We start from the raw sequence: 17,667 nt of genomic DNA on the forward strand, positions 1-17,667 counted from the left end.
CACGGAGCACCGCACCACGGAGCACCGCACCACGGAGCACCGCACCGCACGTACGGACACGGAAACGGAACAAGGGAGCTCGGCATGACGCGCAGCATCATCAACCCGGCAGGACTCCACACCCCGACCGCCTACGGCTACAGCCACATCGTCTCCGCACCCGGCGAGCAGGTGTTCATAGCCGGCCAGTACGGCTCCGACGAGCACGGCCACGTCGTCTCCGAGGACTTCGCCGACCAGGTCGAGCGGGCCTTCGCCAACCTCCGTACCGCCCTCGCGGCCGTCGGCCTCGGTCCCTCCGACGTGGTCCGCATCGGCACCTACATCGTCGGCCACGACCAGCGGAAGCTGGAGATCCTGCTGGGGCACCTGCACGCCACCTGGGGGACCGAACTTCCCGCCCAGACCCTGATCGGCGTCGCCGCGCTGGCCCTGCCCGACATGCTCTTCGAGATCGACGCGGTGGCCGTGCGCACGCCCTGACCACTGATCCACTTGCCGCCGGGGGGCGGCGGGTGTGCCCTGGATGATGGGAGAGAGGAGCCCGTCATGGCACATGCGGCACCCACCGCCTTCGGGCGGCAGAAGCGGCAGACGGCGAGCAAGACCCATCTGCACAAGAGCGCGTTCGTGGGGCCTCTGCTCCTCGGACTCGTCTACGGCGTCTGGGCCGCGTTCATGAAGCGCCAGATGGGCCCGGTGGACGCGGGCAACGTCTTCTACGGAATCCTGTGCGGCGTGCTCTTCGCCGGGATCATGTTCGCCCTGGCCCGGATCGGGCCCCGCCTGAAGCGGGAGGTCCACGCCGCCGCCTACGGAGCCTTCGGCGGTATCGCCGTGGGCTACCTGCACAGCCTCACCGACCAGTCGATCCTCAAGTCCACCGTGGTCGGACTGGCCGTCGCCGCGGGCGTCGGAGCGATCGCGTTCTACCGCTACTACACCCACGAGGACTGAGCCGGTCGCACGGCCGGGACGGACAGGAGCGCCGGTACCCCGGCGCTCCTGGCGCGCCCGCGCGGTCCCTACGCGGCCGAATCCGCGGGGGCGGTCCGCTGCGGTTCGCTCTCGGCCTCGACGGCTGTAGCCGCGGCTGTGGCCGCGGCTGTGACCGTGGTCTTCGGTGACGCGACCGGCTCGGTCTGCCGGACCGGCGGGGAGATCCGGGTGACCTCGGCGCGGAGCATGGCGTTCAGTGCGGCGTACGGGTCGATGGGCATGGCGGAACCTCACGGTGCTCAGAGGGGGTGTGGGGGCTGCTTACGGACCTCGGTCCGCTCAGCAGCGCAGCACCACACTCCGCACCGTCCGCCGGGACAGGGCCGGTTCGGCCGAGTCCGCGGCGGGCCCGCACGCCGGGGCGGCCGGGTGTTCCACGTGAAACACCGCGAGCGGTGCCCGCCGTGCGCCGGGCAGTCCGCGCGTGACCGTCCGTACGGCCGCCCGTGCCTCGGGATCAGGGGCCGGAGCCGGCTCGGACTGGCCCTCGCCGGGCTCGGGGGACTCGGCGGGGGCGCCCGGCGCGGCGGGCGCGGCGGGCGTCGTGGAGGCGGGGCGGAACTCGGCGGCTTCCGCGCCGGCCGGACCGGCGCCGAAGACGCACAGCAGCACGACACAGGCCACGGTCAGAGCCCTGGCCAGTGCCGAACGCGTGTGGTGCCTCCCGCTCATGCGAGGGGTGTGCCCCGCCACGCCGAACAACTCCCGGGCGGACCCCGAGAACCCCCCGACCGGGGGACGAAGACACCCCCTCGGCTGACAGACCGCCGCCCGACCGTTGCTCTCAGCGGGTGCGGCGCTGCCCGGTCAGCCGGGCCAGCACGGCGGTCTCACCGCCGACCAGCCGCAGTTGGGCCCGGCCGGGCGCGCCCTCGTGGCCGGAGGCCCTGCCGGGTGAGATCCGTACGACGGTGAACACGGCCGTACGGCTGTCCGCGCGGGGGATCTCGATGGTCCGGCCCCGCCGCAACTCGCCGAGGCGAAGCCCTTCCACCGTCACCACCGCGGTCCCGGCCGCACCCGGCGCCGGACCCCCGGTGTCCCAGGCGACCGCCTCGCGGCCGCCGGTCAGCGGTACGTCCACGCCCAGGCTCGGAATGCGCAACCGCAGCGGCCGCGCCGCCCGCAGGGGTCCGGTGACCGCCCGCAGCGGCCCGGGGGCGGTCCTCGGCGACCGTGCCCCCGTGCCGGGGGTGTGCTCGCCGGGCTGCTCCAGCTCCCGCACCAGACGGCGGTGGCCGGACAGCCCCAACGCCCGCGAGGGCAGCGCGTCGTCGGTGGTCACAGCCGCGGGCCGGGCACCCTCGGTCCGTTGCAACACCGCGATGCCGGTGGACAGCAGAACCACCGTCAGCGCAGCGACGGCCCACTTGGCGCGGGGCATGGGATTCCCTCCTGTCCGGCTCGGACGGCCGGGTCATGTGAGCAGTGGACATCTCCTCTGCCCGTCGGTACCCCGTGCAACACGGTGGACTGACATGGCGTCACGGGCGTGTCGTCGCCCGATCGGGGAGTCTTCGCAGTTCGCGAAGGGTCCACCCACCGGCTGCCCGGGCCGGCGCCCATACGCCCGAACGGGTGAGGTGTCCTGGGGGTGTCCTGCCGGTCAGGCCGGGCTCCGGCCTGACCGGCAGGACACCCCTAGCCCCACATGACGAAGGCGGCCGTGCCCGCCCCCATCAGCGCGCCGGCCAGGTGCATGGCCGGGTGGCCGTAGTCGCCGTACCAGAGGTGGCGGGCCAGGCCGCCCAGCGCGGCCAGCGCGGCGATGATCCCGATCTGACCGAAGAGCGTGACGGCGCAGCAGGGGGCCAGGAGCAGCAGGAGCGAGTTCAGCCAGAACGGGGCCGCGCCCGTCCAGCCCCGCCATTGCCTGATCGCCGTCGCCATGTACTACCGGCCCCCTCGTGCTCAACTCGTCGGCTGCACAGCCTCCTTGGGTGCGGGGGCGGACACAAGGGCTCGTTCGGCTAGATAACCGAAAGCCAGGCCGAAAGTCGTCCACAGCGTCGTCTGGATGGCCAGGGACGCGAGGCGGAACTCCCAGATCAGCGCGGCGGGGAAGCCCGTCGGGACCTCGTCGATGCCCGGCAGCAGGGCGTACGAGAGGCCGATGACCAGGACGAAGGCCGCGCCGGCGACGATCGACGCGTTCCAGTTGCCGAGCTTCGGCGCGAGCCGGCGCCCGAGGATCAGCGCGCCGGCCGCCAGCAGCACGCTCAGGGCGATCATCAGGAGGTAGAGGGCGGTCCGCCGGGCGGCGGTGTCGGGATCGCCCACGGCGGGGGGATTGGCGGGGTACTTGAAGAACGGCACCAGCGTCACGGTGACGTAGAGACCCCCGGTGACCAGTGCGGCCGTGGCCCGCGGGCCGAAGCGGCCGATGCGGCCCAGGGCGAAGCAGTAGACGAGTGCGGCGATGCCGCCGAGCGCCACCGCGTAGAGCAGGACGCCGGTGCCGAGCCCGGCCGTGGCCTGGAGGGCCCGGCTGACCGGCGCGTCCTCGCCGTGGTCGTGACCGGCCGCGGCGGCTTCTTCGATGGCGATCGCCGCGTCCACCTTGGACTCACCGAGGAGGTAGGCGACGAGGAAGGCGGCCACGCCGGCCAGCAGGCCGGCGAGCATGCCGCGGACGAGCAGGGTGCGGGGGGAGACCCCACCCGCAGAAGTGGAAGTCATCGTTCTGTTCCCTTGCTGAGACGTCGGCCGGTGGCAGGGGAATCAGTGGCAGGGGAACCCGAGCAGGTGGCGGCCGTCGTGCAGCCACTCGTGGATGGTCTCCCCTTCGAAGACCGAGGTGGCGCCCTGCTCGGCGCCGACGAAGTACAGCAGGACGAGCATGAGGATGCCGACGAACACGGCCCAGGGGGCCAGTGCGGAGAGCGAGATGGGGGTGATCACGGGCGAGTTCGTCGTGGGCACGGCGGAGTGGGCCATGGCAGAACCTCCAGAGGGAACACGCGTCCCGGTCAGTGGTGCTCGCTACGACGGTGGCGGGTCTGACTTTCCTCCCCCTCCGGGAGGTTTCACAGTGGCGCGACCGTGCCGGATTCTCACCGTGCTTCCGTCGTTCCGTCGTAAGTCAATTGAACCATTTGTGACCGTACCGCGCTTACGCTCCCCTTATGAAGACCCCGTTGGTACGAGTTCGACTGGTCAGCTTCCCTCTGGACGCAGCCGCCCGCCAGGGCCGCTTCGGTCACGCCCGGCCCTGCCCGGGCCACGAGGGGCTGCGCGGTCTGGCCACGGGTGAGTGGGCCGGGCGCACCCTGGACGAGGTCGCGGGCCGGGACCCGGCGGCCCTGCACGCCTGGCTCTCGGATCCCGCGTACGCGCCGCCGGGCGGGGAGTCCGTGGACGCGCTGATCGCCCGCGTCGGGGCGGAGCTGGCGGGCCTGGCCGAGGGCACGCACCGGGTGGTGGTCGAGCAGGCGGTCGTCCGGGCGGCCGTGGTGCACGCCCTGGAGCTGCCCGCGGCGGCGTTCTGGAGGCTCGACGTACGGCCGGAGTCGGTGACCACCCTCACCGGGCGGGCGGGGCGCTGGAACCTCCTGGTCGGACAGGTGCAGGACGAGCCGTAGCCCGCGGCGGGTGAAACGGTTCGGCCCGGACCCCGCGACGCGGTCCGGGCCGAACGGTCACTCACCTGCGCGTCACGCGACGATCCAGTCGGACGTCGCGATCACCGGCCGCACGCCGTCGCGGTGGATGGTGCCCTCGATCAAGCCGTACATCCGGTCCGCCGCGAAGTAGACCTCGTTGTCGTTCTTGAGGCCGAAGGGCTCCAGGTCGACGAGGAAGTGGTGCTTGTTGGGGAGGTTGAGGCGCACCTCGTTGACCTTGGCGCAGTTGTCGAGCACCCGCTCGGCCATCTGGTTCAGGGTCTGCTGCAGCGAGTACGAGTACGTCTCCGCGAAGGCTTCCAGCAGGTTCTTGCGCACCTTCTTGTACGCCTGGTCCCAGTCGTACCCGGCGTCGTCGGCGGCCAGCGCCGAGTGCGCCCAGCGCGCGGTGACCTTGGTCGCCAGGATGCGGTCGTACGCCTCCTGCAGGGTCGTGTACTTGTCCTTGATGTAGCCGTGGAACTCGGAGTTCGTCGAGTTCATCACCGTCAGGTCCTTCAGACCCGAGATGACCTGCAGGCCGGTCGTCTCGCTGTAGGTGATCTGCGCGGTGCGCACCTCCTGGCCCTTGCGGACGAAGGAGTGCTGCTCCTTGCGCGTGGGGACCGGGATGCGGTCCCACACGTACTCCTCGATGCGGATCTGGGCCTCGCGGATCGGCTGCTGCGAGGAGACGAAGTGCTTGGCGAGCAGGATGCCGAAGGCCTCGGGGGAGTCGATGCCGTGCTCCTTGCCGAAGGCGTACACCGTGTTCTTGGTGGTGTCGGTCGGCAGGCAGTTGGCGTTGTCGCCGGTGAGGTGGACATCGCGGAATTCACCGCGGAGCGCGACCGAGACGTTGAGGTCGCGGATCTCGTGCCAGGAGCCTCCCCCAGACTCCGTCTGGGAGGTGCCCCCAGCACCCTTGCGGGTGACCTTCACGATGCGGTTCTCGGCCTTGCCGTACTGGTTCTGGGCCAGGACGTGCTTGCTCATGCTGTCTTCCTTCGGGTACTCGGGAACACGGAGTCCGGTCGTCTGGATCCCGTACGCCCGGCGTCCAGCGCCCGCCCGAATCAAGGACGTCCCGCTCCCCGCCGTTCGGCCCCTCACCGAGGGACCGCCCCGGGCCTGACGTGCATCCCGGTTCGTAGGTGCTTGGCCTGTTGTGCGTCTTACGGCCTGCACGGATTGCAGCATGCGTGCGGGGGGTTGATCCCCGTACAAATCCTCCGAACACCAGCACCCACGCCTTGGGCGACCCCACAGATCCGCAGGTCAGACAGTGTGTGCATCCGCCACCGAGAGGGCCTCGTCGAGGATCTCCAGCCCCTTGGCCACGTCCTGCGGTGAGATGTTGCACGGCGGCGCGATGTGGATGCGGTTGCCGGCGAGGAGCGGCCAGAGCCCGCCCTTCTTGCACGCGGCCCCGAACTCGGCTATCGGGGCGTTCTCCGCCCCCGCCGCGTTGTACGGGACCAGCGGCTCGCGGGTCTCCTTGCTCCGGACGAGCTCCAGGGCCCAGAAGGTGCCGAGTCCGCGGACCTCCCCGACCGAGGGGTGCCGCTCGGCGAGCGCGCGCAGGCCGGGACCGAGCAACTCCGCGCCCGTACGGGCGGACTGCTCGACGATGCCCTCCTCCTCCATGACGTTGATCGTCGCGACGGCGGCCGCGCAGGCCAGCACGTGCCCGGAGTACGTCAGCCCGCCCGGGTAGGGCCGGCGGGCGAAGGTCTCGGCGATGGCGGCCGAGATGGCGACCCCGCCGAGCGGGAGGTATCCGCTGGTCACGCCCTTGGCGAAGCAGATCAGGTCGGGAGTCACGTCCCAGTGCTCGGAGGCGAACCACTTACCGGTGCGCCCGAAGCCGACCATGATCTCGTCCAGGACGAAGACGATGCCGAAGCGGTCGCACAGCGCGCGTACGCCGGCCAGGTAGCCGTCCGGGTGCACGAGCACGCCCGGGGCGCCGCCGACGGTCTCCAGGATGATCGCGGCGATGGACTGCGGCCCCTCGAAGACGATGGTGTCCTCCAGGTGGCGCAGGGCCCGCTCGCACTCCTCGGCCTCGGTGGCCGCGTAGAAGGGCGAGCGGTAGGCGAACGGCCCCCAGAAGTGCACGACACCGGCGGTCGCGGAGTCGTTGCCGAAGCGGCGGGCGTCGCCCGTCAGGTTGATCGCGGTGGAGGTGGCGCCGTGGTACGAGCGGTACGCGGACAGCACCTTGGGCCGGCCGGTGTGCAGCCGGGCCATGCGGACGGCGTTCTCCACGGCCTCGGCCCCGGCATTGGTGAAGAAGATCTTGTCGAGGTCGCCGGGGGTGCGCTCGGCGATCAGCCGGGCCGCCTCGGAGCGCACGTCGACGGCGAAGCCGGGCGCGACGGTGCACAGCTTGGCCGCCTGCTCCTGGATGGCCGCGGTGACCTTCGGGTGCTGGTAGCCGATGTTCGTGTAGACGAGGGCGCTGGAGAAGTCGAGGAAGCGGTTGCCCTGGTAGTCCCAGAAGTACGAGCCCTCCGCGCCGGCCACGGCGAGCGGATCGATGAGCTCCTGCGCCGACCAGGAGTGGAAGACGTGCTTCCGGTCGGCGTCTTTCACGGCGGCGAGGGCGTCGGCTTCTGCGTTCATGAAACGAGCGTAGTTGTCCAGGATGTGGACAGGGCGGGGACCGGCCGGCCGGCCCCCGCCCGCCGGGTCAGGCCAGGGCCTCGCCGTACAGGCGGAACAGCCGGGGCCCCGGGGCCGGAGCGGCGGCCCCCAGCCGGTCCCAGGCCTCGGACGCCGCCGCCCGGGCCGTCGCGCCCGGCCACGGCTGCGGCAGCAGCTCCGGCGGGAGCAGCGGATCGGGGAGCATGGCGGCGGAGAAGGCGGCGGCCAGGGTCACGGCGTGCGCCAGCCCGTCGGCCGGGCCGGGCCCGGCGGGCTGCTCGGCGAGCGCGCGGAGTTCCCCGTACCGCGCCGCGATCTCCGGCAGCGGCCACAGCCGCTCCGCCAGGGCCCGCGGGTCGTCGGTGCCGCCCACCACCAGGTCCCGGGTGCTCAGGCAGGTCAGCGCCTCCGCCAGGCCCAGCTCCGCCGCGTGCGCCCGCACGTACGGGCCGATCGCGTTCGGCGTGACGTACAGACCGCCCTGGACCGGTGCCGCCCCCAGCCCGGTCAGCGCGTCCCGCAGCGAGTCCCGCGCGGCCCGCGCGGATTCCGGTACGGCGAAGGCGAAGGCGTGCCAGAGCCCGTCCCACGGCTCCAGCCCCCGGTCCTGCCGGTAGGCGTGCCGGACGAACTCCACCTCCGGTACGAGCGGCAGCCCGGCCCCCGGCTCCGCCCCCGCCAGGCGCAGTACGGCCCGCCGGCCGCGCCCCTCCACGGTGAACCGGCCCTCGGTCACCAGCCGCTTCACGCACAGCCGCACCTGCTGGTCGGTCATCCCGAGCAGGGCGGCGACCTCGTACAGCTCCTCGCCCGCGACCGTCCCGTCCTCCCGGACCAGCGCGTGCACCACCATCCGCGTGGGGATCGCGCTCATCGCGCCGCCACCTCCTTGTGCATCGTCGTCACGCCCCCGAATCCCAGCACGTCCCGAAGCCAGGGCGTGCGCTGCACCCGTACCGCCCGGAACCCGTGCTTTTCGTAGAGCTCCCGCGCCCGCGGGTTCTCCGCGACCACGTCCAGCCGGATCCGCCGGCACCGCTGCTCCACGGCGATCGCCTCGATCTCCCGCAGCAGCAGCCCGCCGATGCCCCGGCTCCGCTCCGCGGGGTCCACGGCGATGCCGTCCATGACCAGTTCGCCGCGGGCCGGGGTGCGTTCCAGCAGGGCCAGCAGGAGCACCCGGTACAGGCCCCGGACCTGCCCGTACTCGGCCCTGACCGCGGCCGCGTCGCCGCCGACCAGGCCGCGCCCGGCCAGCTGGTAGCCCGCCACGCCGACCACCCGGGCGCCTTCGCCGCTCTCGCCGCTCTCGCCGTCTTCGCCGCCGGACAGTGCGGTCACCGCCCGGTCCGGGTGCAGGTGCCCGGCGATGAACCGCCGCCCGGCCTCCGCGGGGCCGAGCGCGCGGCCCAGCTTTCCCCCGAAGGCCTCCCAGTACAGCTCGGCGACGCGGGCGGCGGCCCCTTCGGGCAGCCCGCGCCGTACCTCCACGCTCTCCGTCGTCATACGCACAAGCATAATACGTTCATCAACGCTACGATCGTTTGAGATGTGAGCGAACGTATGAGCGAGTGATCGAGCGAAGGAATCCGGAGCCGCAGATGACCGAGACCCGCACGCCCCGCATGCCCCGCACACCCGGTCCGCCCCGTCCGCCGCGCGCACCCGGCCGGGCCCGCAGAGTCCGCCGGGCACTTCTGACCACCTTCCTCCTGGCCCTCACCGCCGCCCTGCTCCTTACCGGAGTCGTCGTATGGCAGCACGACTACGCCCTCCACGAGGAGCGCGTCACCGTGCCCGCCGCCGGTCACGAACTCCCCGGCGTGCTCGCCACCCCCACCGGCAAGGGCCCCGGCCCCTTCCCGCTCGTCGTGTTCGTGCACGGCGACGGCGAGGTCGACGCCACCCACGACGGCTTCTACCGCCCCTACTGGGAGGCCTTCGCCCGGGCCGGATACGCCTCGCTCTCCCTCGACAAGCCCGCCGACTGGCTCGGCCAGACCATGGACGACCGGGCCCGCGAGACCGTCGACGCCCTCACCTGGGCGGCCCGCACCCGGCCCGAGGTCGACCCCGCCCGCATCGGCCTCTGGGGCGCCAGCCAGGCCGGCTGGGTCATGCCCAAGGTGGTGGCGCGAGCCACCGCCCCCGGGGTGCGCTTCGTCATCGCGGTCGGCACGGCGGTCAACTGGGAGCGCCAGGGGGAGTACAACACCCGCGCCGAGCTGCGCGCGGCCGGAGCCGGCGCCGAGCGCACGGCCGCCGCCCTGCGCACCCGGGAGGCCACCCTGGCGCTGCTGCGGCGCGGGGCGACGTACGAGGAGTACCGCGCGAGTCCGGGCGCCGACCGGGAACTCACGCCGGAGCGCTGGACGTTCATCAGCCGCAACCACACCGCGGACGTGACCGCGGACCTGCGGGCGATGCCGCCCGTCCCGGTGCTGCTGATCTCCGGCGCCGACGACCTGAACGTGGACGGCGCCGAGACCGAGGCCCTCCACCGGAGCGTGCTGGCGCCCGGCACCCTCACGGTCCGCCGCTATCCGGGGGCGACCCACGCGCTGCTGCGCACCGAGGTCGAGCGTTCCTCCTGGCGGCTGACCCTGACGGCCGTGTTCGCCCCGCGCTCCCTCTTCCCGCCCGGCCTGCTCGCCGACCAGCGGCACTTCCTGGAAGGGCTCAGCCGGCCAGCGTGACCCGAGCGAGCTCCCGTACGGCGGCCGGCGCCGGCCGGTGGGGCGTCCTGCCAGATCCCGTCGACCAGGAGCTCGGAGGCGACCACCCGCCCCGGTTCGAGCGCGAGCAGGATGAGCAGCGCCCGCAGGCGGGTCCCCCCGACTCCGACGCCGCTTCCGTCCTCGCCCCGTACGTCCAGGGCTCCCGGCATCGAGATCCGCATGGCGACATTGTGCGGCGCCGTCCGGCGGTACTGCTATGGCATGGCCCGGCGCGGGTCCGTCGAGGACGGCCCCCGCCGGTGAATTGCGGGCAGCCGTCCTCCGTCGTGCCGGGACGGTGGGTTATTTGTCGGAGTAGCTGAAGTCCCCGACGGTCCAGGCGCTGACGTCCTTGACCGCGATCCGGTACATTCCGCCGGTCTCCGGGATGCCCAGGGTGCCCTGGAGGATGCGTGCCACGTGGAAATGAAGGTGTGAGGGTGCCCCGGCCTGCTGTCTGTCGCCGCGTTCGGGAGGGCTGAAGATCTCGGCGAACGGGGCCAGCTGGTCGGAGTCCCGCAGGACCTCGGCCACCCGCTGGCGCCAGACGCTCTCGGGGGCGAGGCGGCCTGTGATGACGGCGCCGTGGACCACGACGGTCAGGGACATCTGATTGGTCTGCTCCGACTCGACCATGGCGGCGAGATCGAGGAGCAGGTCGTCAGGGATCGACATGGGCACGGACTCTAGCAAGCGTGCTCGCCTACCGGCCGGGCTTCCGGGGAGTGGCCTGTTCGGCGTGCTCCGGGACATGCGGACGGCCGAGGCCCGCACCCCAGGGTGCGGGCCTCGGCCGCGTCTGCGCGCCGACGCGGGCGCCGGCGTGGACCTAGGAGGTCAGGCGTCAGGCGGGAACGATGTTCTCGGCCTGCGGGCCCTTCTGGCCCTGCGTGACGTCGAAGGTAACCTTCTGGCCTTCCTGAAGCTCACGGAAGCCGGAAGAGGCGATGTTCGAGTAGTGGGCGAAGACGTCGGCGCCGCCACCCTCCTGCTCGATGAAGCCGAAGCCCTTTTCCGCGTTGAACCACTTCACGGTGCCAGATGCCATATGAATTCTCCTTTGGGGCAGTGCCCGGATCCGCACTGTGCGGGCCCGGTGTCGCCGTGATGATTGCCCCGACCGGAACGAGTAAATTTCACTGCATGCACCGGAAATAAAAAGTGCACCCACCGAAAATCCGGTGAGAGCACTTGTAAGTTTTTTGGGAACCACAACTGCAACGAACGTCACCGTAGCACAGCGCATGTCGGCGACCATGGAAATTCCGGCGCGCCCCACTCTTAATTCCGCGCCCGCGTAGCAGAAATCCGAGCCGAAAAATCGTATGAACGGCGGAATGTTTTTCGCGGAGCCGGTCCCGCACCGGCGCCGGGACGCCGCGCCGCCGGCCGGCCGGAGCGGCCCGGAGGGCGATGGCCAGGACTCCACCCCTGGCGGGGCGGGCTCGATTACCGTCGCTCGGGTACCCGCCGACCGGCGCGGGACCGGGGCCCGCCCCGAATCCGTAGAGCAGGGAGTGGCCCCGTGCCCCACGCAGTCGTCGACTACTCGGACTCGCTGACCGGTGCCTTCGACCGGCGGGCGTTCGCGCTCGAACTGCACGCGCTGGTGGTCGAGATCCTCGACACCGCGATCGGCAACTGCAAGACGCGCTTCCACCGGCTGGAGGAGTCCGTCGTCGGGGAAGGCACCGACGGCCGGGCGGTGGTCGTGCACGTCGAGCTGGCCATCGCCCGGGGCCGCACGGCACAGACCAAGTCGCGCCTGACCCGTGCGGTGCTGGAGCTGGTCGAGCGCCACACGGCGAAAGCCGCGGGCCTGGAGGTCCACGCCTCCGTGGACGTACGGGACCTGGGCGAGGCCTACACCAAGAGCGTGGCGACCCCCTGACGCGCCCCGACATGCCCTGACGCCGCCTGCGTGCCTGCGTGCCTGCGTGCCTACGCGCCGATGCGCAGCAGTGCGAGCGTGATGTTGTCGGGGCCGCCGGCGTCGATGGCGGCCCGCCACAGCTCGAACGCGGCCCGGCCGTCGTCGTGCACCCGCAGCAGCCCCTCGATCTCCTCGGGCGGCACCGGGTCGGTCAGCCCGTCGCTGCACACCAGGTAGCGATCGCCCTCGGTCACCGGGAAGGCCTCGATATGGGGGGTGATCTCGTTGTACCCGCGGGTGCCGCCGAGGACCTGGGTGACCGCCGAGGTGGTGCGGTGCCCGGGGGCCGGCGGCGGGCTGTCGTCCACGCTGACCTGGCGCAGCCCGTCCTGCGCCGCGTGGAACACCTTGCTGTCGCCGACGTTGAACATCAGCAGCGAATCCGCCAGGACGAGGGCGCCCGCCACCGTGGTCCCCATGGTGGCCAGCTCCGGCCGCCCCTCGGTCGCCGAGTACACGGCGCGGTTGCAGAGGCTCAGCGCGTCACCCACGGCTTCCGGGCCGTCCAGCGTGGGCCCGAGCGAGGAGAGCTGGCGCACCACCAGCTCGCTGGCGACCTCGCCGGCCGGCTGGCCGCCGAGGCCGTCGGCGACCGCGACGACGAGCGGTCTGCCGAAGGGGAAGACCAGGGTCTGCGGATTCTGGGTCACGGTCCCGCACAGGGTCCACGGTCCGATGACGAGGCTGTCCTCGTTGTGCTCGCGCACCAGCCCGACATGACTCAGGGCGGTCACAGCTATGTACGGCACCTCGGCGTCCCGCCTCTCGGCAACGGCTGGGGCGACGGCAGCGCAACGGCGCACGCGTCCGTCCTCACCATTGTCGCGCCGCTCCGGCATGCGGGCTCCGGCGCGCCGGAGCACCCTGGTCGTGGAGCCGCCTGTTCCCCGACCGGCGGCCCTGCGAGGAAGGACTGCCGCAGATGTTCGCGAGGCTGAGCACCTACCAGGGTTCACCGGTCCCCGCGGAGGGAGACGTGAGCGGGAATTCGGAGGCGATTGTCAGGCAGGTCCAGGACGTTCCCGGATTCCGGGGCGTCTACTACCTCGTCGACCGGGCCACGGGCGTGGCCAAGTCGCTGACCTTGTGGGACGACGAACGGACCATGATGGACAGCGAGGAGCAGGCCGCCCGGATCCGCGAGCAGACCGCGCAGCGGGAGGGCCAGCGGATCGTCTCGGTCGAACGCTTCGAGGTGGGCTTCAGCCACCTGCAGCCGTAGTACGACGCAGCGTGGAACGACGTGAGGTACGAGGAGCGACAGCCATGGGCAAGCTCTCGATCGACCAGTTGCGAGAACGGGTACGCGGGGCGGTCGTCACCCCGGACGACGCGTCCTACGACGAGGCGCGCAAGGTCCACAACGCCATGATCGACCGGAGGCCGGCGGCCGTCGTGCACTGCGCCAACGCGGGGGACGTCATGGCCGCGGTCGACTTCGCCCGCGAGAACGGGCTCGATCTGGCGGTGCGGGGCGGCGGACACAGCGTGCCCGGCTTCGGCACCTGCGACGGCGGCGTGGTGGCCGATCTGTCCGGGATGCGCGGGGTCCGCGTCGACGCCGCGGGGCGCACGGCCCGCGCGGAGGGCGGGGCGACCTGGGGCGACTTCAACGCGGCCACGTACGCCTTCGGGCTGGCCGCGACCGGCGGGATCATCTCCACCACCGGCGTCGGCGGCCTGACCCTCGGCGGCGGCATCGGCTACCTGGCCCGTGGACTGGGCCTGAGCTGCGACAACCTGGTCTCGGCCGACGTGGTGACCGCGGACGGCCGGCTCGTCGTGGCGAGCGAGCAGGAGAACGCGGACCTCTTCTGGGCGCTGCGCGGCGGTGGCGGCAACTTCGGTGCGGTGACCTCGTTCGAGTTCCGGCTGAGCCCCGTCAAGGACATCTACGGCGGACCGATGCTCTTCGAGCTGGCGGACGCCGCCACCGTGCTGCGCTCCTTCGCCGACCACATCGCCGACGCGCCGGAGGAACTGGGCGGCTTCCCGGCCTTCCAGATAGCCCCGCCGCTCCCGTTCATCCCGGAGGACCGGCACGGTGACACCTTCGCGCTGATCGTGGCGTGCTGGACCGGGCCGCTCGACGAGGGGGAGCGTGCCCTCCAGGCCTTCCACGACTTCGCGCCGGTGGTCGCCGAGCACGTGGGCCCGATGCCCTACCCGGCGCTCAACAGTGCCTTCGACGCGCTCGTACCGCCCGGCCTCCAGCACTACTGGAAGGCCAATTTCGTGACCGAGCTCAGCGACGACGTGATCGACGCGCACCTGCGGCACGCGCCGGGTCTGCCCGCCGTGAACTCGACGGTCCACATCTACCCGATCAACGGCGCCTGCCACCGCGTCGCACCGGACGCGACGGCCTTCGCCTACCGGGACGCCTCGTTCGCCACGGTGATCGCCGGCATGTGGCCCGACCCCGCCATCAACGAGTCCGCGACCGCCTGGGTGCGCGACTACTACGAGGCGACGGCCCCGCATTCGGAGGAGGGCGGCTACATCAACTTCATGGCCGACGACGACCAGGACCGGATCCGGACCAACTACAAGGGCAACTACGACCGGCTGGTCGCGGTCAAGCGCGCCTACGACCCGGGGAACCTGTTCCACCTGAACCAGAACATCCGGCCCTAGGAAAAGCCGGGCGCCCCCTGGCAGGGCGTAGTCGTGCGGATGCGGACTGTTCCTTCATCTGCATATTTTTGTCGGGTGTACCGGAAGATCCGGTACACCCGATTTGTCAGATCGAGGAAGGTCTCCATGAAGCGTTTCCCGGTGATCGGTGTGCTCTGCGTCGGCGCGATTCTCGGTCTCTCCGCGTGCTCCGACGACAGCAGCTCGCCCGCGGAGGAGGCCAGCCAGGCCGCGGCGGACCTCTGCACCGACCTCAATGCCCTCAAGGCCGACAACGCCAAGCTGAAGGCCCTCAATCCCGCCAACGCGACCAAGGACCAGGTCAAGGACGCCTACGAGGCCGTCCAGAAGGACTGGGCAGGGGTCAAGGAGAACGCGGCCCAGCTGAAGGACGCGGAGCGTGCCGCGGTCCAGTCGGCCGCCGAGAACCTCAAGAAGAGCTACCAGGACCTGCCCGGCGACACCACCGGCAAGGACGCGCGCACCCAGTTGCAGCCGCAGATCGAGCAGCTGGACCAGGCCGCCCAGACCGCCGCCACCGGCCTGCGCTGCTGACCGTCCGGCCGACCGTCCCGCACGCGGACGAGGACCCCGCCCGGCTTCCCGGACGGGGTCCTCGTCCGCGTGCTCCGCGCTACTTGGCGGCCGGCTCGGCGGGCGCGGCAGGCGCCGCGGGCACGGCGGGCAGCTCGGGGATCGGGGGCCCCACGGGCAGCAGCTCGGTGACCACGAAGGCGACCACGGCCGCGATGATCACGACCGGGATCATCGCGGTGCCGCCGAGCATCAGGACCACCATCACCACGCTGCTCACCGGCAGCCGCAGCGCGCTGGCGGAGGTCGCCGCCATGCCCGCTCCCATCGCGGGCACGATGCCGAGACCGGGCAGCGGCCCGAGCAGGACGCCCGCCACGGCGCCGAGGCAGAGCGCCGGGAAGACGGGACCGCCGCGCAGGCTGCCGAGGCAGATGGCGTAGCCGGCGCCCTTGAAGAGGAGAATGCCGATCAGCGCACCCACGCCCCAGGCGTGCGGGGCGGTGGCCAGCCTGCCGATCAGCGCCTGGCCCGACCCGGTGACATCGGCGGGCGTGAGGCCGGTGATGAGCGCGTAGAGGCTGGCGCAGGCCGCGGCGGCCAGTGCGCACTGGACGGTCCGCAGGAGGGGCCGTGCGAGGACGTACGTGGCGATCACCCGGGCGCCGGTCAGCACCGGGTGCAGGGCGAGGGCCAGGGCCGCGGCGATGAGCACGGCCCAGAGCACGTCCGGCACGTCCAGGTGGGGCACGGGTACGCCCAGTTCGAGTTTCAGGCTCCCGATCGGCAGTCCCGTCCAGCGCCCGAGGCCCGTGAAGACCAGGTCCCCGACCCCGGCGGACAGCAGGGACGGCAGCATCACCGCGAACAGCTGCGGTCCGCCCACACCGGCCACCTCGATCAGCAGCACCGCGGCGATCAGCGGATTCCCGAAGATCGTGGCGATGGCCGCCGCGGCGCCCGCCGCGCCTATGAGCGCCGTGCCCTGAGGGGTCACCGGTACCTGCGCGAGGTTGCGGAAGAGCAGGGCCAGCCCGCCACCGAGGGCGATCAGCGGGGCTTCCGGGCCCAGGACGGCGCCGAGCGGCAGACTCGCCACCGCCGCGATCACGACGCCGGGCAGGGCGCCGGCCGAGGCCCCACCGGTGTGCAGGCCGGCCGCGGGGAGGTGACCGCCGTTGCCGCGCATGTGCGGGACGACCAGGCCGACCACGACACCGGCGACGAGCAGCAGGGGCAGCGGCCACCACCAGGGCGGGACGTCCCAGCCCAGGGCCTCGGGGAGGTCCGTCCACATCGCGTGTTCCATCTTGTGCAGCAGGGCGAGGAACCAGAACGACGCGAGGGACACCGGGATGCTGATGAGCGCGCAGAACACCAGCAGCTTGAGGTACCCGGGGCTGCGGAGGGTCTGCCTGAGGACGTCGGCCTCTTGCGGCTGCGTACCGCCGGGGGGCGGTTCGGATCGAGGACGCGACTGCGGCATGGCTCACTTCCTTTCCGCTTCCTCGATGGTCCACCCGGGGGGCGTACTCCGCCGCTCAGGACTCGTCCTCCAGGCCGGGGGGCTGCGAACTGCGCCTGTGCATGCCGATTTTGACCGCCCCGACGAGTGCTTTGGCGATCACGCCGATGAGGATCAGGTCGGCGACCATCTGGGAGGTGACCAGGACCCGGCTGCCCTGGTTGGTGGCGACGATGTCCCCGAATCCCACGGTGGCGAACGTGGTGATGGTGAAGTAGAGGGCGTCCGTGCGGGTCAGCGGCTCCGAGAACGACGCGGGGTCCTGTTCCGCGAGCAGGTAGTAGGTCGCGGAGAACAGCAGCAGGAACAGCGGCACACCGGTGGCCATCGCCTCCAGGGCGCGCATCCGCGGGAACTGCGCATGGGAGACGGCGGTGATCTGCCAGGCCGTCAGCAGCCCGAACACCGCCAGGCCGAGCGCGAGCGTCAGGACGGTGCGGATGCCGAACCCGCCCTCCAGGGGCGCCACATAGTACAGCGCGGTGAGGAGGGCGACGGAGAACACCGAGCGCAGGAGGTGGCCCAGCAGGACGCGCCGGCGCTGATCGGCTGCGTTGCGTTCCATGCCTTCAGGAGAACGGCCCGGAGCCCGTCGCGCGACCGGAGCCGGTCCTCCGCATGCGGACCGCCGGGGTCGCCTGTATGAATGAAGGACCACGCGCATGATCGGAGTCGGGCATGGACGATTACCCGCTTCTCAACTTCTTCTGGACGATGCTGTGGTTCTTCCTGTGGGTCATGTGGTTCTTCCTCCTCTTCAAGGTCATCACGGACATCTTCCGTGACCACACCCTTGGCGGCTGGGGGAAGGCGGGCTGGCTCATCCTGGTGCTCGTGCTGCCGTTCCTCGGCATCTTCGTGTACCTGATCGCCCGCGGGCGCAGCATGCACGAGCGGGACCGGAAGCAGGCCGAGGAACAGCAGGCGGCCTTCCGCGCGTACGTGCAGCAGACGGCCGGGGCGGCCGGGTCGGGCTCGGCGGACGAGCTGCACAAACTCTCCGCCCTCAAGGACAAGGGCGACATCACCCAGGAGGAATTCGACCGGGCCAAGGCCAAGATCCTGGCCTGA

24 protein-coding genes are annotated in these 17,667 nt (G+C 71.6%); 9 read left to right on the forward strand and 15 right to left on the reverse strand.

Annotated features, from left to right (window positions below):
* Positions 1-84: 84 nt before the first annotated feature.
* Both ACFY0D_RS00745 and ACFY0D_RS00750 read left to right on the forward strand, forming a co-directional pair.
* Positions 85-483: a RidA family protein gene (locus ACFY0D_RS00745; protein WP_390796291.1), complete on the forward strand. Its 399-nt coding sequence runs from the start codon at positions 85-87 to the stop codon at positions 481-483.
* Between the two features lie 66 nt (positions 484-549).
* Positions 550-957: a hypothetical protein gene (locus ACFY0D_RS00750; protein ID WP_390796292.1), complete on the forward strand. Its 408-nt coding sequence runs from the start codon at positions 550-552 to the stop codon at positions 955-957.
* Positions 958-1,025: 68 nt separating this feature from the next.
* Here ACFY0D_RS00750 and ACFY0D_RS00755 read toward each other — a convergent pair whose 3' ends face one another.
* The 6 genes from ACFY0D_RS00755 to ACFY0D_RS00780 all read right to left on the reverse strand — a co-directional run bounded on the left by ACFY0D_RS00755 (position 1,026) and on the right by ACFY0D_RS00780 (position 3,936).
* Positions 1,026-1,220 (reverse strand): hypothetical protein, encoded by a 195-nt coding sequence (locus ACFY0D_RS00755; RefSeq protein WP_390796293.1) that lies wholly within the window; start codon positions 1,218-1,220, stop codon positions 1,026-1,028.
* Between the two features lie 58 nt (positions 1,221-1,278).
* Positions 1,279-1,671, reverse strand: coding sequence for a hypothetical protein (locus tag ACFY0D_RS00760; protein ID WP_390796294.1), 393 nt, complete (start codon positions 1,669-1,671; stop codon positions 1,279-1,281).
* Positions 1,672-1,783: 112 nt separating this feature from the next.
* Positions 1,784-2,383, reverse strand: coding sequence for a hypothetical protein (locus ACFY0D_RS00765; protein ID WP_390796295.1), 600 nt, complete (start codon positions 2,381-2,383; stop codon positions 1,784-1,786).
* Between the two features lie 257 nt (positions 2,384-2,640).
* A complete protein-coding gene (locus ACFY0D_RS00770; protein WP_390796296.1) occupies positions 2,641-2,889 on the reverse strand; it encodes a hypothetical protein in 249 nt (82 codons plus the stop codon).
* A gap of 21 nt (positions 2,890-2,910) precedes the next feature.
* Positions 2,911-3,678, reverse strand: coding sequence for a CbtA family protein (locus tag ACFY0D_RS00775; protein WP_390796297.1), 768 nt, complete (start codon positions 3,676-3,678; stop codon positions 2,911-2,913).
* 42 nt (positions 3,679-3,720) lie between these two features.
* Positions 3,721-3,936, reverse strand: a complete 216-nt coding sequence (locus ACFY0D_RS00780; protein ID WP_390796298.1) for a CbtB domain-containing protein — start codon at positions 3,934-3,936, stop codon at positions 3,721-3,723.
* A 188-nt stretch (positions 3,937-4,124) separates the two neighbouring features.
* On the opposite strand from ACFY0D_RS00780, the gene ACFY0D_RS00785 reads away from it, so the two are divergent.
* Positions 4,125-4,580: a histidine phosphatase family protein gene (locus ACFY0D_RS00785; RefSeq protein ID WP_390796299.1), complete on the forward strand. Its 456-nt coding sequence runs from the start codon at positions 4,125-4,127 to the stop codon at positions 4,578-4,580.
* A gap of 72 nt (positions 4,581-4,652) precedes the next feature.
* Here the strand turns inward: ACFY0D_RS00785 and pucL are convergent, their stop codons facing one another.
* From pucL to ACFY0D_RS00805, 4 genes are all read right to left on the reverse strand, one after another.
* The gene (pucL, locus tag ACFY0D_RS00790) at positions 4,653-5,597 is read right to left on the reverse strand and encodes a factor-independent urate hydroxylase (protein ID WP_390796300.1); all 945 of its coding nucleotides are present in this window, start codon (positions 5,595-5,597) and stop codon (positions 4,653-4,655) included.
* Between the two features lie 282 nt (positions 5,598-5,879).
* On the reverse strand, positions 5,880-7,229 hold the full coding sequence (locus ACFY0D_RS00795; protein WP_390796301.1) for an aspartate aminotransferase family protein: 1,350 nt from the start codon (positions 7,227-7,229) through the stop codon (positions 5,880-5,882).
* Positions 7,230-7,296: 67 nt separating this feature from the next.
* Positions 7,297-8,124, reverse strand: coding sequence for a PaaX family transcriptional regulator C-terminal domain-containing protein (locus ACFY0D_RS00800; RefSeq protein ID WP_390796302.1), 828 nt, complete (start codon positions 8,122-8,124; stop codon positions 7,297-7,299).
* Positions 8,121-8,756: a GNAT family N-acetyltransferase gene (locus tag ACFY0D_RS00805; RefSeq protein ID WP_390796303.1), complete on the reverse strand. Its 636-nt coding sequence runs from the start codon at positions 8,754-8,756 to the stop codon at positions 8,121-8,123. The genes ACFY0D_RS00800 and ACFY0D_RS00805 overlap by 4 nt, the downstream gene beginning before the upstream one ends.
* 95 nt (positions 8,757-8,851) lie before the next feature.
* Between ACFY0D_RS00805 and ACFY0D_RS00810 the strand changes: the two genes are divergently transcribed.
* Complete coding sequence (locus ACFY0D_RS00810) at positions 8,852-9,946, forward strand: alpha/beta hydrolase family protein (RefSeq protein ID WP_390796304.1); 1,095 nt, start codon at positions 8,852-8,854, stop codon at positions 9,944-9,946.
* A 324-nt stretch (positions 9,947-10,270) separates the two neighbouring features.
* On the opposite strand, the gene ACFY0D_RS00815 is transcribed toward ACFY0D_RS00810, so the two are convergent.
* Together ACFY0D_RS00815 and ACFY0D_RS00820 are read right to left on the reverse strand one after the other, a co-directional pair.
* Positions 10,271-10,642 (reverse strand): hypothetical protein, encoded by a 372-nt coding sequence (locus ACFY0D_RS00815; RefSeq protein WP_390796305.1) that lies wholly within the window; start codon positions 10,640-10,642, stop codon positions 10,271-10,273.
* Between the two features lie 169 nt (positions 10,643-10,811).
* On the reverse strand, positions 10,812-11,015 hold the full coding sequence (locus ACFY0D_RS00820) for a cold-shock protein (RefSeq protein ID WP_030011983.1): 204 nt from the start codon (positions 11,013-11,015) through the stop codon (positions 10,812-10,814).
* 477 nt (positions 11,016-11,492) lie between these two features.
* Here ACFY0D_RS00820 and ACFY0D_RS00825 point away from each other — a divergent pair, with 477 nt between their 5' ends.
* Positions 11,493-11,858 carry a 5-carboxymethyl-2-hydroxymuconate Delta-isomerase gene (locus ACFY0D_RS00825; protein WP_390796306.1) on the forward strand — a complete coding sequence of 122 codons (366 nt, stop codon included), beginning with the start codon at positions 11,493-11,495 and terminating at the stop codon, positions 11,856-11,858.
* Between the two features lie 50 nt (positions 11,859-11,908).
* Here ACFY0D_RS00825 and ACFY0D_RS00830 read toward each other — a convergent pair whose 3' ends face one another.
* A complete protein-coding gene (locus ACFY0D_RS00830; protein WP_301368694.1) occupies positions 11,909-12,649 on the reverse strand; it encodes a PP2C family serine/threonine-protein phosphatase in 741 nt (246 codons plus the stop codon).
* 227 nt (positions 12,650-12,876) lie between these two features.
* On the opposite strand from ACFY0D_RS00830, the gene ACFY0D_RS00835 reads away from it, so the two are divergent.
* From ACFY0D_RS00835 to ACFY0D_RS00845, 3 genes are all read left to right on the forward strand, one after another.
* Complete coding sequence (locus ACFY0D_RS00835) at positions 12,877-13,122, forward strand: hypothetical protein (RefSeq protein WP_301368693.1); 246 nt, start codon at positions 12,877-12,879, stop codon at positions 13,120-13,122.
* A 44-nt stretch (positions 13,123-13,166) separates the two neighbouring features.
* The gene (locus ACFY0D_RS00840) at positions 13,167-14,537 is read left to right on the forward strand and encodes an FAD-binding oxidoreductase (protein WP_390796307.1); all 1,371 of its coding nucleotides are present in this window, start codon (positions 13,167-13,169) and stop codon (positions 14,535-14,537) included.
* A 126-nt stretch (positions 14,538-14,663) separates the two neighbouring features.
* Positions 14,664-15,092 carry a hypothetical protein gene (locus tag ACFY0D_RS00845; RefSeq protein WP_390796308.1) on the forward strand — a complete coding sequence of 143 codons (429 nt, stop codon included), beginning with the start codon at positions 14,664-14,666 and terminating at the stop codon, positions 15,090-15,092.
* Positions 15,093-15,171: 79 nt separating this feature from the next.
* On the opposite strand, the gene ACFY0D_RS00850 is transcribed toward ACFY0D_RS00845, so the two are convergent.
* Together ACFY0D_RS00850 and ACFY0D_RS00855 are read right to left on the reverse strand one after the other, a co-directional pair.
* Positions 15,172-16,557: a chloride channel protein gene (locus tag ACFY0D_RS00850; RefSeq protein ID WP_390796309.1), complete on the reverse strand. Its 1,386-nt coding sequence runs from the start codon at positions 16,555-16,557 to the stop codon at positions 15,172-15,174.
* Between the two features lie 55 nt (positions 16,558-16,612).
* Positions 16,613-17,161, reverse strand: a complete 549-nt coding sequence (locus ACFY0D_RS00855) for a potassium channel family protein (protein ID WP_390796310.1) — start codon at positions 17,159-17,161, stop codon at positions 16,613-16,615.
* 113 nt (positions 17,162-17,274) lie between these two features.
* Here ACFY0D_RS00855 and ACFY0D_RS00860 point away from each other — a divergent pair, with 113 nt between their 5' ends.
* Positions 17,275-17,667 (forward strand): SHOCT domain-containing protein, encoded by a 393-nt coding sequence (locus ACFY0D_RS00860; RefSeq protein ID WP_390796311.1) that lies wholly within the window; start codon positions 17,275-17,277, stop codon positions 17,665-17,667.

Source organism: Streptomyces sp. NPDC001502 (genome assembly GCF_042894785.1).
Lineage (GTDB): Bacteria > Actinomycetota > Actinomycetes > Streptomycetales > Streptomycetaceae > Streptomyces > Streptomyces kutzneri.

Excerpts from the sequence above, each read along its gene's own strand:
- ACFY0D_RS00745 (WP_390796291.1), top strand. The coding sequence starts at position 85 with ATGACGCGCAGCATCATCAACCCGGCAGGACTCCACACCCCGACCGCC.
- ACFY0D_RS00750 (WP_390796292.1), top strand. The coding sequence starts at position 550 with ATGGCACATGCGGCACCCACCGCCTTCGGGCGGCAGAAGCGGCAGACG.
- ACFY0D_RS00755 (WP_390796293.1), bottom strand. The coding sequence starts at position 1,220 with ATGCCCATCGACCCGTACGCCGCACTGAACGCCATGCTCCGCGCCGAG.
- ACFY0D_RS00760 (WP_390796294.1), bottom strand. The coding sequence starts at position 1,671 with ATGAGCGGGAGGCACCACACGCGTTCGGCACTGGCCAGGGCTCTGACC.
- ACFY0D_RS00765 (WP_390796295.1), bottom strand. The coding sequence starts at position 2,383 with ATGCCCCGCGCCAAGTGGGCCGTCGCTGCGCTGACGGTGGTTCTGCTG.
- ACFY0D_RS00770 (WP_390796296.1), bottom strand. The coding sequence starts at position 2,889 with ATGGCGACGGCGATCAGGCAATGGCGGGGCTGGACGGGCGCGGCCCCG.
- ACFY0D_RS00775 (WP_390796297.1), bottom strand. The coding sequence starts at position 3,678 with ATGACTTCCACTTCTGCGGGTGGGGTCTCCCCCCGCACCCTGCTCGTC.
- ACFY0D_RS00780 (WP_390796298.1), bottom strand. The coding sequence starts at position 3,936 with ATGGCCCACTCCGCCGTGCCCACGACGAACTCGCCCGTGATCACCCCC.
- ACFY0D_RS00785 (WP_390796299.1), top strand. The coding sequence starts at position 4,125 with ATGAAGACCCCGTTGGTACGAGTTCGACTGGTCAGCTTCCCTCTGGAC.
- pucL (WP_390796300.1), bottom strand. The coding sequence starts at position 5,597 with ATGAGCAAGCACGTCCTGGCCCAGAACCAGTACGGCAAGGCCGAGAAC.
- ACFY0D_RS00795 (WP_390796301.1), bottom strand. The coding sequence starts at position 7,229 with ATGAACGCAGAAGCCGACGCCCTCGCCGCCGTGAAAGACGCCGACCGG.
- ACFY0D_RS00800 (WP_390796302.1), bottom strand. The coding sequence starts at position 8,124 with ATGAGCGCGATCCCCACGCGGATGGTGGTGCACGCGCTGGTCCGGGAG.
- ACFY0D_RS00805 (WP_390796303.1), bottom strand. The coding sequence starts at position 8,756 with ATGACGACGGAGAGCGTGGAGGTACGGCGCGGGCTGCCCGAAGGGGCC.
- ACFY0D_RS00810 (WP_390796304.1), top strand. The coding sequence starts at position 8,852 with ATGACCGAGACCCGCACGCCCCGCATGCCCCGCACACCCGGTCCGCCC.
- ACFY0D_RS00815 (WP_390796305.1), bottom strand. The coding sequence starts at position 10,642 with ATGTCGATCCCTGACGACCTGCTCCTCGATCTCGCCGCCATGGTCGAG.
- ACFY0D_RS00820 (WP_030011983.1), bottom strand. The coding sequence starts at position 11,015 with ATGGCATCTGGCACCGTGAAGTGGTTCAACGCGGAAAAGGGCTTCGGC.
- ACFY0D_RS00840 (WP_390796307.1), top strand. The coding sequence starts at position 13,167 with ATGGGCAAGCTCTCGATCGACCAGTTGCGAGAACGGGTACGCGGGGCG.
- ACFY0D_RS00845 (WP_390796308.1), top strand. The coding sequence starts at position 14,664 with ATGAAGCGTTTCCCGGTGATCGGTGTGCTCTGCGTCGGCGCGATTCTC.
- ACFY0D_RS00850 (WP_390796309.1), bottom strand. The coding sequence starts at position 16,557 with ATGCCGCAGTCGCGTCCTCGATCCGAACCGCCCCCCGGCGGTACGCAG.
- ACFY0D_RS00855 (WP_390796310.1), bottom strand. The coding sequence starts at position 17,161 with ATGGAACGCAACGCAGCCGATCAGCGCCGGCGCGTCCTGCTGGGCCAC.
- ACFY0D_RS00860 (WP_390796311.1), top strand. The coding sequence starts at position 17,275 with ATGGACGATTACCCGCTTCTCAACTTCTTCTGGACGATGCTGTGGTTC.